General features: G+C 68.5%; 12 protein-coding genes and 1 tRNA gene. 1 reads left to right on the forward strand and 12 read right to left on the reverse strand.

The annotated features are described in order from the left end of the window. Positions 1 to 32: 32 nt before the first annotated feature. The 4 genes from ACRWK8_RS02890 to ACRWK8_RS02905 all read right to left on the reverse strand — a co-directional run bounded on the left by ACRWK8_RS02890 (position 33) and on the right by ACRWK8_RS02905 (position 4,451). Positions 33 to 1,319, reverse strand: a complete 1,287-nt coding sequence (locus tag ACRWK8_RS02890; protein WP_378740628.1) for a homoserine dehydrogenase — start codon at positions 1,317 to 1,319, stop codon at positions 33 to 35. 71 nt (positions 1,320 to 1,390) lie between these two features. Next, the gene (gene lysA, locus ACRWK8_RS02895; RefSeq protein WP_431868130.1) at positions 1,391 to 2,776 is read right to left on the reverse strand and encodes a diaminopimelate decarboxylase; all 1,386 of its coding nucleotides are present in this window, start codon (positions 2,774 to 2,776) and stop codon (positions 1,391 to 1,393) included. Positions 2,777 to 2,925: 149 nt separating this feature from the next. Further along, a complete protein-coding gene (locus ACRWK8_RS02900) occupies positions 2,926 to 4,056 on the reverse strand; it encodes a DALR anticodon-binding domain-containing protein (protein ID WP_431868132.1) in 1,131 nt (376 codons plus the stop codon). Next, on the reverse strand, positions 4,053 to 4,451 hold the full coding sequence (locus tag ACRWK8_RS02905; protein WP_378740634.1) for a response regulator transcription factor: 399 nt from the start codon (positions 4,449 to 4,451) through the stop codon (positions 4,053 to 4,055). The genes ACRWK8_RS02900 and ACRWK8_RS02905 overlap by 4 nt, the downstream gene beginning before the upstream one ends. Positions 4,452 to 4,582: 131 nt before the next feature. Between ACRWK8_RS02905 and ACRWK8_RS02910 the strand changes: the two genes are divergently transcribed. Then, positions 4,583 to 4,654, forward strand: a tRNA-Arg gene (locus ACRWK8_RS02910). 1 nt (position 4,655) lies between these two features. On the opposite strand, the gene ACRWK8_RS02915 is transcribed toward ACRWK8_RS02910, so the two are convergent. The 8 genes from ACRWK8_RS02915 to casA all read right to left on the reverse strand — a co-directional run bounded on the left by ACRWK8_RS02915 (position 4,656) and on the right by casA (position 11,513). After that, positions 4,656 to 4,904, reverse strand: coding sequence for a hypothetical protein (locus tag ACRWK8_RS02915; RefSeq protein WP_431868134.1), 249 nt, complete (start codon positions 4,902 to 4,904; stop codon positions 4,656 to 4,658). Positions 4,905 to 5,180: 276 nt separating this feature from the next. After that, complete coding sequence (gene cas2e, locus ACRWK8_RS02920) at positions 5,181 to 5,519, reverse strand: type I-E CRISPR-associated endoribonuclease Cas2e (RefSeq protein ID WP_431868136.1); 339 nt, start codon at positions 5,517 to 5,519, stop codon at positions 5,181 to 5,183. Then, the gene (cas1e, locus tag ACRWK8_RS02925) at positions 5,519 to 6,541 is read right to left on the reverse strand and encodes a type I-E CRISPR-associated endonuclease Cas1e (RefSeq protein ID WP_431868138.1); all 1,023 of its coding nucleotides are present in this window, start codon (positions 6,539 to 6,541) and stop codon (positions 5,519 to 5,521) included. Before cas1e ends, cas2e begins: the two co-directional genes overlap by 1 nt. Then, positions 6,538 to 7,239 carry a type I-E CRISPR-associated protein Cas6/Cse3/CasE gene (cas6e, locus tag ACRWK8_RS02930; RefSeq protein WP_431868140.1) on the reverse strand — a complete coding sequence of 234 codons (702 nt, stop codon included), beginning with the start codon at positions 7,237 to 7,239 and terminating at the stop codon, positions 6,538 to 6,540. The genes cas1e and cas6e overlap by 4 nt, the downstream gene beginning before the upstream one ends. Next, positions 7,224 to 8,021, reverse strand: a complete 798-nt coding sequence (gene cas5e / locus ACRWK8_RS02935; RefSeq protein ID WP_431868142.1) for a type I-E CRISPR-associated protein Cas5/CasD — start codon at positions 8,019 to 8,021, stop codon at positions 7,224 to 7,226. Before cas5e ends, cas6e begins: the two co-directional genes overlap by 16 nt. Then, a complete protein-coding gene (cas7e, locus tag ACRWK8_RS02940; protein WP_431868275.1) occupies positions 8,018 to 9,163 on the reverse strand; it encodes a type I-E CRISPR-associated protein Cas7/Cse4/CasC in 1,146 nt (381 codons plus the stop codon). Before cas7e ends, cas5e begins: the two co-directional genes overlap by 4 nt. Positions 9,164 to 9,168: 5 nt before the next feature. Continuing rightward, positions 9,169 to 9,921, reverse strand: coding sequence for a type I-E CRISPR-associated protein Cse2/CasB (gene casB, locus ACRWK8_RS02945; protein WP_431868144.1), 753 nt, complete (start codon positions 9,919 to 9,921; stop codon positions 9,169 to 9,171). Continuing rightward, on the reverse strand, positions 9,918 to 11,513 hold the full coding sequence (gene casA / locus ACRWK8_RS02950) for a type I-E CRISPR-associated protein Cse1/CasA (protein WP_431868146.1): 1,596 nt from the start codon (positions 11,511 to 11,513) through the stop codon (positions 9,918 to 9,920). The genes casB and casA overlap by 4 nt, the downstream gene beginning before the upstream one ends. Positions 11,514 to 11,908: the final 395 nt, after the last annotated feature.

Consider the following 11,908-nt stretch of genomic DNA (forward strand, 5'->3'; position numbering starts at 1 on the left):
ACGCGAGCGCGGAATGATCCACAAAACACGGCCTAGTCCTGGAAGGTCTCCACGCGCATCACGCTGGCGACGTCGCGGACCATCGGGTGCGCGCTGAGCAGTTCGACGGTGCTGCTCAACGCGGAGTCGGGCGCGGGGTGGCTGACCAGCACGAGCTGGGCGTCGTCCCCCGTCCCCTCCTGGCGCACGTTCTTGATGGACACCCCGTGGTCGGCGAAGATCTCCGCGACCTTGGAGAGCACACCCGGGCGGTCGGCCACGTCCAGCGCCACGTGGTAGCTGGTGATGGTGTGGCCCATGTCGTGCACCGGGAGACCCGTGTCGTGAGCGCCCTCGGACACGGACGTGTCGGCCAGGCGGTTGCGGACCACCGCGACCAGGTCGCCCAGGACCGCGCTGGCGGTGGGTGTCCCCCCGGCCCCGGCCCCGTAGAACATGAGGCGTCCGGCGGACTCCGCCTCGACGAACACCGCGTTGTAGGCCTCCTTGACGCTGGCCAGGGGGTGTTCGACCGGCAGCATCACCGGGTGGACGCGCACACCCACGGACTTCCCGTCCTCGGAGCGCTGGCAGATCGCCAGGAGTTTGACGACGCAGCCCATCGCGCGGGCGCTGGCGATGTCGGCGGCCGACACCCCGGTGATGCCCTCGCGGTGGACGTCGGCGGCGGTCACCCGCTGCGTGTGGAAGGCCAGCCGGGCCAGGATCGCGGCCTTCGCGGCGGCGTCGAAGCCCTCGACGTCGGCGGTCGGGTCGGCCTCGGCGTAACCGAGGGTCTGCGCCTCCTCCAGGGACTCGGTGAACCCCGAGCCCAGGGAGTCCATGCGGTCCAGCACGTAGTTCGTGGTCCCGTTGACGATCCCCAGGACCCGGTTGACCCGGTCCCCGGCCAGGGAGTCACGCAGCGGGCGCAGCAGCGGGATCGCCCCGGCCACGGACGCCTCGTAGTAGAGGTCGACCCCGGCCTCGCGGGCCGCCGCGTGGAGCGTCTGACCGTCCTCGGCGAGCAGGGCCTTGTTGGCCGTCACCACGGACTTGCCCGACTTGATCGCGGCGAGCATCAGCGAACGGGCCGGTTCGATCCCGCCGATGACCTCCACCACGACGTCGATGTCCGGGCGGGTGACCAGCGCCGTGGCGTCGGTGGTCAGCAGCGCCGGGTCGACGCCGCGGTCGCGGTCCAGCCGACGGACCGCGATGCCGCCGATCTCGATCGGCGTGCCGATCCGCGCGGCCAGTTCCTCGGACTGCTCGTTGACCAGGCGGACGACTTCCGAACCCACAACGCCGCATCCGAGCAGCGCCACCTTCATCGCCATTTGGGCGTGACTCCCACTTCTCTCGTGTCCGAACTGCCGGGCGCCGGTGCGGCGCCCGGAGGGCGGACGGTTCAGCCTACGTCGAGGCGGAGGAGGTCCTCCTCGTTCTCCCTGCGCACGATCACCCGTGCGTTCGCGTCCCGGACCGCCACCATGGCGGGGCGGGGCAGGTGGTTGTAGTTGCTCGCCATGGAGTAGCAGTAGGCGCCCGTGGCGGCGACCGCCACCAGGTCGCCCGGCCTCAGGTCGGCGGGCAGGTGGAGGTCGTGCACGATGATGTCACCGCTCTCGCAGTGCTTGCCGACCAGGCGGGAGAGCATCGGCTCGGCGTCGCTCTCCCTGGACACCAGCTGGCTCGTGTACTCCGAGCCGTAGAGGGCCGTGCGGATGTTGTCGCTCATGCCGCCGTCGACGCTCACGTAGGTGCGGATGCCCTCGACGTCCTTGACGGTGCCGACCTCGTAGACGGTGATCCCGGCCGGACCGGCCACGGCGCGCCCCGGCTCCACGGCGATGCGCGGCATGGGCAGGCCCGCGTCCTGGCACTCGCGGCGCACGATCTCGGTGAGGCTGGCCGCGATGGTCCTGGGGTCGAGCGGGTCGTCCCCGGCGGTGTAGGCGATACCCAGGCCGCCGCCGAGGTCGAGCTCCGCGAGGGTGATGTCCAGTTCCTCGTGGATCCGGGTGAGGAACCGGGTGACGCGGCGGGCGGCGACCTCGAAGCCGGAGGTGTCGAAGATCTGCGAGCCGATGTGCGAGTGCAGCCCCACCAGCTCCAGGTGGTCGGCGGCCAGGACGCGGCGGACCGCCTCGGCGGCGGCGCCGGTGCTCAGCGCGAAACCGAACTTCTGGTCGTCGTGCGCGGTGGCGACGAACTCGTGGGTGTGGGCCTCCACGCCGGTGGTGACGCGGATGAGCACCCGGGGGTGCGCGCCGGACTCGGCGGCCACCGCCTCCAGACGGTCGATCTCGTCGAGGGAGTCCAGGATGATCCGGCCGACTCCGGCCTCCACGGCGCGGCGGAGCTCGGAGACCGACTTGTTGTTGCCGTGCATGGCGACGCGGTCGGTGGGGACCCCCGCGGCCAGGGCCACGGCCAGCTCCCCTCCGGAGCAGACGTCGAGCTTGAGCCCCTCCTCGACCACCCAGCGGGCGACCGCCTTGTTCAGCAGGGCCTTGCCCGCGTAGTAGACGTCGGCGTCCGCGAAGGCCGTGGAGTAGGCGCGGGCACGGGCCCGGAAGTCCGCCTCGTCCATGACGAAGAGCGGGGTGCCGTACTCGGCCGCGAGCGCGCGCACACCGACGCCGCCGACGGTGAGTTCACCGTCCGAGCGGTGCGCCGTGGCGGGCCAGATCCGCGGGTTGAGGGCGTTGAGGTCCTCCGGCGGCAGCGGCGGGTTGTCCTCCGGCAGGACCTCCGCGTGGCGGGATCCGGCGGGGTGGGCGTAGCGGCTCATGAGGGTCTTTCGGCTGGGACTGCGGTGCGTCTTGGCTGTGCTGTGTTCGGTGCGGCGCGGGGGGCCGGAGCGGTCGCTCCACTCATTGTCCACCAAGCCGATCGGAACACAGGGGTTGGGCTGGCCCCACCGGGGTCCGCCTCGGGTGTCTACAGCCTTGTGGGCGCTGACACCCCGAGCAGGAAGAGTCCGGTGCCGACCACACCGGCGACGGCGGCGGGCAGCGCGGGATCGAGCGCGGCCCAGGTCGGTTCCGGCTCCGCGTCCGGTTCGGCCCCGGCGGTGGAACCGGTCCGCCACTCATCGTAGGCACTGGTCAGCGCCTCCAGGTATCTCACCAGGATATGGGGTTCCTCTCGGCGGGCCGCGGTGTCCAGGACGCTGGGGCCGTCGAAGAGGAGTCCGCGCACCCGGGCACCGTGTGCGTGGTGGCAGCGCGTGCGCGGGGGGACCCCTCCGGTGGCGGCCCGCTGTTCCTCCGCCCAGCGCGTGCTGCTGAGCGCGTGCGCGTGGGCGTAGCGGAGCCGGAAGGCGGGGTTGGCGTCGGTGAGCCGGGCCCAGGAACCGGCGTTCTCGGCCGAGGGCAGCACCGGCAGGTCGCGGCCGGTGGTCTCGTTCTCCCGGGGGCGTTCGGGGACCGACCGGCAGAAGGCCACGCGGGCGCTGGCCTCACCGATCCGGCCGAGCGCGCGACCCGAGGCCGTGAAGAGCGTCGACTGGTCGGTGTCCAGGTAGCGGTCGCGCCAGGAGACCTCGCCCTCGGGGCCGGGCGGGGGGTTCCCGCCGACGGCCATGGCGATGCGGGCCCGGGCGTCGGCGCGGGCGTAGCGGCGGGCCTGGGCGAGGGGGCCGGCCTCGTGCAGGTCGGAGCGGGGCCACTCCCCCGTCCCGGTCCAGGCCCGGCCGGTGAGGTAGGCGGTGCCGTCCGCCGCCGCGTGGAGGAGGCTCTGGCGCTGTTCGCAGGTGAAGGTGAAGTTGGCGAAGCCGCGCTGGTCCGCGTGCACGCGCGCGAACCCGGCATCGGGCTCGCCCTCGTCGGCCATGTCCTCGATCCGCGCGACGATGCGTCCGGACACCATGAGCCGGTGGGAGTCCTCCCGTCCCCGGGGGAGTTCGTCGCGGACCCGGCCGACCAGGCGGGGCGCCAGGGCGATCGCGGCGTCGGCGCCGTCGTCCGCGTGGTCGGCGCGCGGCCACACGAAGGGGACGTCGGCGTCAGCGAGTCCGAAGGCGGCCAGGGCGGCCCTGCGGACGAGGGTCTCCAGCTTCCGGGGGGTCACGCCGCGCCCCCGATCCCGCCGTCGCCCTCCCCGAGGAGCGCCCGGATCAGGTCGACCAGCTCGTCGGGGTCGAAGGGCTTGGTCAGGTAGTCGTCCACGCCGATCCGCTCCCCGCGCCTGCGGTCGTCCGCCTGCGCGCGGGCGGTCACCATGACGATGCGGCGCGCGAAGCCGTCGGATCGCAGGCGTTCGACCGTGGACCAGCCGTCGAGGCGGGGCATCATCACGTCCATGGTGATGACGTCGGGGTCGACGTGGCCGACCCGGTCCAGACAGTCCTGACCGTCCATGGCGGTGAACACCTCGAACCCCTCCAGTTCGAGGTTGAGGCGGATGAGTTCGCGGATGACCTCGTCGTCCTCGACGACGAGAACCCGTGCGGGAAGGGCGTTCACGCCCGTGACACTACCGCCGCCGAGTGTGGCCGCACCACTGGAATCCAGTATCTGAGGGGGGTCGGAGGCGGGTCCGGCGCTCGGGTGGTCAACCCTCCCGGAACCCCTGCTACAGTTGTTCTCGCAGCAGCGCCCCCTTAGCTCAGGGGATAGAGCACCGGCCTCCGGAGCCGGGTGCGGAGGTTCGAATCCTCCAGGGGGCACCTAGCAGATGGGAACACTCTTTTGAGGGTTCCCATCTTTTCGTTTCTGATCCTTCTCCGGCGTCGGCGACCTGTCTGGCCGCCTGAACGGACCTTTCCAAGGCCTCCCCGCGAGGGTGACCCGGATGTGTGCGCGCTTGGACCGCTTGTCGTGAACGACCTCCAGCCGGAACGCCTCGAAGAGACGCCGCAGCGCCTCCTCGGGAACCTCCTCCAGCTCCACCGCCCCGATCGGGATCTCGTCCAGCAACCCGGGGACGATGCGGGCGGGGGGTCGGGCTCGGAGGGTCCTCAGCTCCTCGGCCGAATGTAGCCGGTGTACGTGGGATTGATGAGCACCCCTCCGCGTCTGCGGGGCTCACCGGCGGCGGCGGGTGCGAGCGTTCACGGGGGTCCAATCCATCCCCGCGCCTGCGGGGCTCACCGAGTACACCGTGAAAAGCAACTCTTCACGCTGCAATCCATCCCCGCGCCTGCGGGGCTCACCCGCAAATGACCTGCGACAACACAAGGTGTTATCTTCGCGTTATCTTTCCACGGGGTGTGGACCCGCCGCCGACGCCTCATCATCCTCGTCTGTGACTCCGATGAACCGGATGAGCTGGAGGCCATCGAAGTCGACGACCTCCCTTCGGCTCTCCCCGGCCGTCTTCACGACGAACCTTTGCTCATTGTCGGTTGGGTGCGCGCAAACAGCAGACCCTTCCTCGACAGACTCGCTCACCAGCTCCCAGAGCCTGTCCCGGACGCGAGCAGCCATCGTGCCGATATACAGCCCTGCCTGCGGTTCGACCATCCAGCGGGTCAGTGCGCCACGGACATGTGGCGGCACCGCCGTCGTCGAAATCACGACCATCCCAGCCATCAGCCGGATTCCTCTTCCAGATCGTCGAACGGAGACTCCACAGGGCTTCCTGCCAGGTCTCCGTAGTTGACCCCACCAGCCACCGCCCCACGCTGGGGATCCCACAGATCAACGACGCGCCAGCGTTTCGGCGCCTCCGTCTCGACCCCGGCCGCATCCGGATCGAGCAGCAGTTGGATGTCACGGATGATCCGAGGGATCATCCGGTACAGCTTCAGTTCGCTGCGTAGTCTCCTCCTGGCAGCCGATTCGGGGTTCTCCGCATCATGCAGAGAGAACGCCAAGGGGATCGTCGTCTCGGCCTTATACAGGTCAGCTATGTCGTAGACGAACGAGTTCTGCTTGCCGCTGTGCACGAACCCGAGCCCCGGATGACACCCCAGGTGCATCACCACCGAGTGCACCACCCCGTACAGGGCGGCATTCGCGGAGGACAGGGCCTTGTTCACCGGGTCCTGGTCGCCCCAGGACTCCGGGTCGTAGTTCCGCTTGAACGGCTTGAGCCGGTACTTGCTGGCCAGGCCCTGGTACAGGTTGCGCATCCGCCGGCCCTCCAGGGCACGGAGGGTCTCGGTCGAGGTTCCCTCGGCCACCTCCTCACCGAAACGGAGCTCGAACATGGCGTGTGCCACGTCCAGGCGCTGCTCGTCGTCGGCGTAGGCCCGGGCCTGGAGATCCATCCACTTGGCCGTCCGGTCGGGTGACATCCAGCCGCCGTAGTGGAGGATGCCTCCGGAACCCGTGCTGACGACCGTCGTGCCGTGGCGGAAGAGGGTCGCCATGGCCGACGACGTGATGGACGTTCCAGGCCCCAGGAGGAGGCACGCCAGCGCCGCCGTCGGGATGGGAACCCTGTGGACCACGCCGGAGTCGGTCTCCGTCTCCGCGCACACTCCCGAGTCGGCCTGGACGATGCGCACGACGTCGGCGTACAGGAACGACAACCCGTCTGAGACTCTCGGCAACATCGCCAGGGTCGGACGCAGCAGCTCCTTCTTCGCGTTGCCTCCCCACTTGGTCATGACGCTTCTGCTCCTGCACCGCCGACCCGCACGTAGGCGAGGCTCAGCAGGCCGCAGCCGAAGACCTTGCCCCGCCCCACACCATTGACCATCGCTTCTCTGAGCGGTTCGGCATCACTGACTCGGGCCAGTCCATCGAAACGGACCGCCGGCATCCGAACCGCGCGCTTGCCCCGGTGGTCGATTCGCTCGTTGAGACGGGTCGCGGTCGCGTTGATCAATTCCAGACCGCTCTGATCGGCCTTCTTCTCCCACCAGGCGTCAGCCGCCGCGCCGAGAAGCGGAAGTTCGTGCGCGTTCGAACTCAGTTGTTCGCCGTTCCGCCTCCTCAGCTCACGGGGCCGGTCGCTCTTTCCCAGTCGCTTCATGGGGCTGCCCACGATGCGGTACCTGACGACGTCCCCCTTGCTCAACCGGTCGAGCAGTGGTGACAGGTCCTTGGCCCCCGCGATGTCGACACCCGATGGCAGGCGCTGCCCGCTCAGCTCACAACGGCTCTGCACGAGTATGTGACGGCCTGCCCGGGTCTCCTCGACGCGAAAAAGCAGTCCGGCCTTCTGTCTCGGGGAGTCGATCCTGGTCCCCCCCAGACTCTCCTCGACCAACTTCATCAGGATCCGGTGTTGGTCACCCGCGGTGGCCCGTCGGACGTCTCTCACGCGGTCATCGAGTTCGATCTTGGTCAGTTGGACTGGCATCGCCCTTCCCTCACGTACTTGAGGATGCGCCTGTGGTACTCGTCTGGGCCTCGGGTGAGTAGCGCTCCGGGTAGCCGTTCGAGGCCCGTGCTCACTGATCGGAAGCGGTAGACACGCGCCTGTCCAGAGAAACTGACCGGCACGTCGTTGAGAGCAGTCACACTCCGGTCGCTGTCCTGCTCCGCTGGGGCCGATTCCTCCACGAACGGGATCCGTACGCTGACGGGCCTGCGGTCCTCACCCCACTCGACGCGCCCACCCGTGCGCGGAGCGAGAGGCACTTCCTCTCGCAGTTTCCGTACCGGATCCTCCGCTCGGGCGCGGAGCACCAGCGGCTCATCGGGAACATAGCCCCGCCTGCCAAGGTACGGTGCCCAACGCGGCGACCCCAGAGCCGTGGCCACCTCCTCGGTGAGCCATCGAGGGCCTTCTACAGCGACGGTGAACACCGCGTCGGACAGGTAGGAACGGCGTGTAACGATCGTTCCCTGGCCTTCGGGACGACGTTTGCCCTCGGCAGTCGGAACGCTCCGCCGAGCTGGCACCGCGCCTCCGATGGTGTGAAAATCGACCATTCTCACGCCGGGCCGGTCGATGCGGATGGTGAACGTCAACGGCTCGTAGCGCTCGAGTGGCTGGGAACGATCGCGTCCTTCAGCCGCCCCGAACATTCCGATCAAAGCCGACCGCGTGGGGTGGTCGATGGTGTCGCGGTCACTGAAACTGCTGTGTTCCCCCCAGCTCTGCATCGGGCCGGTGAGCCGAAGCAACAGGCCGCTCACGTGTTCGCGTCCCCGGCCGAACCACTGGTGTTCTCCAGAACGGAGCTGACGAGAGCGGGATACGACTCGACTCGGCTTCCGAGGTTGGGCAACTCCTTGTCCAGGTTGATGCCCGCGTGGAAGGCGGTGGAGGTGTCGTCCCACCACACTCGGTTGAGCTGCCCGGCATAGCTGTCCATCCTCGTCTGCGCTCGCGCGGCGAAGCCCGCAGCGGACTGGATCGGCTCTTCGAAGGCCGCGGCGTAGGACACGGGCCTGTCCGCGCGCACACTGACGTGGACCAGCTCGGGCACCGTCTGGGCGGCCGTGGCGTTCTGCTTGCCGGTGGGGACGGTGGCGATGAACGCCCTGAGGAACTGGGTGACCAGTTCTCGTGTGGTCTCCTCGTCTCCACCCAGGTTGTCGAGCAACTGCGCCAGGTTGATGTTGGCGTAGCGGTAGAACGTGCCCGAGCTGAACTCACCGACGTTCATGTGGCCGCTGCCGTGGTCGTCCTCTCGGGGGATATCGTCGACCGCGGTGAAGAAGTCCGTCTCCACAGCCGTGCCGTGCACGGTGAACGCGTGTGCGAACTGGGTGGCACCGTCGACCTGCCCGCCCGGCAGTTCGGCGAGCATGCGTCCGAAGAGGTTGATGGTCCCGCTGCGCGACTTGAGGATCTGAGTGACCTCGTCGGTGGGAAGGACACCCTGTTTCGAGGGCTTCTTCTTGGCCATCTCCGCTCCGATGGCGTCCGGGTACCCGGACGCCACGTCCGCGAGTTCGCTGATCGCGGCCTGGGGGAGGTAGAAGAGCACGGAGGTGTCCTGCGCCCTGCCCTCCAGTCCCTTCTTCTTCGGCTCGAGCTTCATCCCGGCCGAGACGATGATCTGGCGCCCGGCTTCCTCCGCAGGGCCCTCGTCCCATCCGCGCTCACGCAGCTCTTCGGCGACAGCTCCGACCAGGCGCCTGGTCCGTACCGCAGGGTCGCCCAGGCGCTGTTCCACCTCGTGGCGGATGACGCGCTTCCAACTCTGGCTGGAGATCCGTGTGCGCTCATATCCCCCGAAAACCACCGTTTTCGGAGATCCCAGGTCGTCTCGGTTCGTGTTCGAGTACGGCAGGGTCTGGAGGGCGTGTACGTCGATGTAGGCGGCCTTCATGGTGGTCACTGCTCCTCGTCGTTGCCGGAGGCGGTGTCGCCGCCTTCTTGTCGCTTCCGCTTCTCAACCTCGTAGAGATCCCGGTTGCGTGTGCGGTGGTAGGACTGCAGCCACTCCTTGGCGACCGTGTCCCGCTCTTCGCTCCACCGCGCCAGATCTTCGATCAGCACCACCCAGTCGACGGGGACCTGGTGGGTCCGGGCTTGCCGGACCAGTGCTGGCAGGCGTTTGTGGATGCCAGCGAGGTCCAGGCGGCAGAGCCGGTGGAGCCTGCTCTCGGTCGTGTCGGCCTTGAGATCACCGGTCCTGACCCCCCGAGCAAGCGAGGCCCCGAGGTTGAGTCGGGCGTTCTTCTCCCGTGGCACCTGACCGTCGTCGGGGCCAGATCCTTCATCCGTGGTGCCGTCGGCGCGCGGGTCGCCCTGCTCTTCGGATTCTTCCGAGTCGGTGGCCGTGTGCTCGTCAGCCGTGCCTTCGTCCCTCGCCGTGCGGGGTTGTGCGGCGATGAGGGCGGCCACCCCGTAGAAGGCCCATTCCTCCGCCAGACCGTCGGGAAGATCTAGCGGTTCGCCGTGTGGGCTGCGAAGGCAGCTGTAGATCACACCGTGCACCGGCCGGGCGGTGGGGTGGGTGGGCGGGTGGCCCACCATCCTCCGGAGCACCGATCGGTCACCGGGGGAGGTGACGATCCGCTCCTGGAGATGAGTCACCATCCGATCGGCGAGGAAGCTGATCTCCCGACGCTCTCGTGTACTCATGTTTCGGCGTCTTCCCGCTGTTGGGTCCATTGTCTGAAGAGTCGGCCGCGTTGGTGTTCGATGACGCTCGCTGTCCTCGGCCTGGAGGCGTAGGGGTCCGTGACCTTCTCGAAGGCGCGGGCGGCCGCGAGAACGAAGTCGTTGCCGGGTGATTCGGCCCCACGGTCGAACGCGATCCGCCAGAAGATCCGCCCTGCCTCCGACCAGTACAGGGACATCCCCGGACGTAGCCAGGGCCCGGTTCCCGTATCCGCCTTGCGGGAGTCCCTGCCGCTCGGGCTGTTGCTCTCCTTCCAGGCGGCTTTGAGCGCGCTCTCCAGCCGCCGCCCAGCCCCTTCGGCGGAGGAGACGGACAGTCGGACCCTGCGCCGAGCGAGGTCCGCCTCTTCGGAGTCGGAGGCGCTGTTCCTGAGCCACTGCAGAACAGCGGGGGTCACTGCGGCGAACCACTGCCGGTCGCGGGTCTGGCCGTCCTGGTCGAAGCCGAAAGCCCGGACCCTCAGCGTGCGCTGTATCTCCTTGGAGACTCCTTCATACGAATTCCAGGTGTTGAACAGCGCGGGGCGCCTCCGGCCCGAACTTTCGTCATCCCGCAGGAGGGCGTCCAGATCACGCCACACGGCGCGCGCGGCGTCCGCCGGTTTCCCGTAACGCCTGCCGTCTTTGGAGGTCAGATAGATCTGGAAGGGGTCGGTCGGCGCTGACCACGCATCACGGAACTCCTTGGTGATGCGGAACCCCCAGGTGATGGTGGCGTCGGTGACGCTCCGACCGTCTTCGGAGGGGTGGAGGAGAACCGCGTGACGGTACTGGTTGGTCAGGATCCCGGCCAGGCCTGTGGTCTCGGCTGGAAGGCCGGTCGGGTCGTCGAGCTCGTCCCTCTCCCACGGCGCCTTGTCGTGCTCGCCGTCCTCGGGGTACGGGATGTTCATGACCAGGCTGGTGAAGAGGTTCTCCCCGAGAGGGTGGAACGACAGCGATGACCGCAACGGCCCCGCCGATGTGTCGGCTTTGTCGACTTCGTCGACGACTCGCGGGGTGCAGCGTCCCGAAGGCCCGAAGTAGACCGTGGCGATCAGATGCTGGACCGCGATGTCCGGCGTGACGGGTTCGGGGGCGAGATCGGTGGCGTGGCCCCCCAACCACACCTGATTGTTGCCCGCGCTGCGGCCCCAGCACAGTTTGTTGATACCGGAGGTGGACTTGCACTGTTCAGCAAGTCGGGAGTCCTGGAGCCACGGCCGCCCGCTGGCGCCGAAAAGGTCGAAGCGTTCCGCATAGTCGTCGAAGTAGGACGTGACCTCGTCGGCATCGAATCTCCCGGCCCGGAGCGCCTCCAGCCTTCGCTGACCCCACTCCGTCTTATTGTCGGCCTCATCGAGTTCAGTGACCCGCGCGGTGATCAGGGCGAGAATGCGCCACAGGCCCGCCGAGGCCGGAGGCAACGGGAGCTCCACGTCCGCGATGCTGTGGGCTGACAGGAAGAGTTCACGCCACCCCACGCGGTCGGATCGGTGTTCACCGTCTGGACCGCTGTCCAGCCACCGCACAGGCAGCCAAGGCTCTTCGTCGAGCCGATAGGAAGCCGTCATGGCCTCTCGTTCTCCGTCCCTACGATCCCGACTGTCAAGGCGACAGCCGTGACCTGCTATGTTGTCCTCTCGATGGCTTCATCCACGCCTTGCCCGTACGGACGGGACCGCCTGGATTCAACCCTCAGAGCCCCGCGCACGCGGGGATGGACCGCTGGCTGACGCAGGTTGAGCCAGGTCTGCTCACAGCCCCCACGGAAGTGGGGAAGTCGACGGCCCCGACAGGACCGCCCGCCTCGTTGCCGGCCAAGGAGGCTCGGCCCGAGATCCGGCCGTCGAGCCACACCCCTGGCCGAGTGCCGACACTGAGGGCGATGATCAGGGCGAGACGAAGAGTGAGCCGCACAGCTCGCCTCCCTCGGAGTGATTGAACCCATTCACACACAACTCCCCAA

Origin of the sequence: Nocardiopsis eucommiae (assembly GCF_965344335.1) — a bacterium.
GTDB classification, from domain to species: domain Bacteria; phylum Actinomycetota; class Actinomycetes; order Streptosporangiales; family Streptosporangiaceae; genus Nocardiopsis; species Nocardiopsis eucommiae.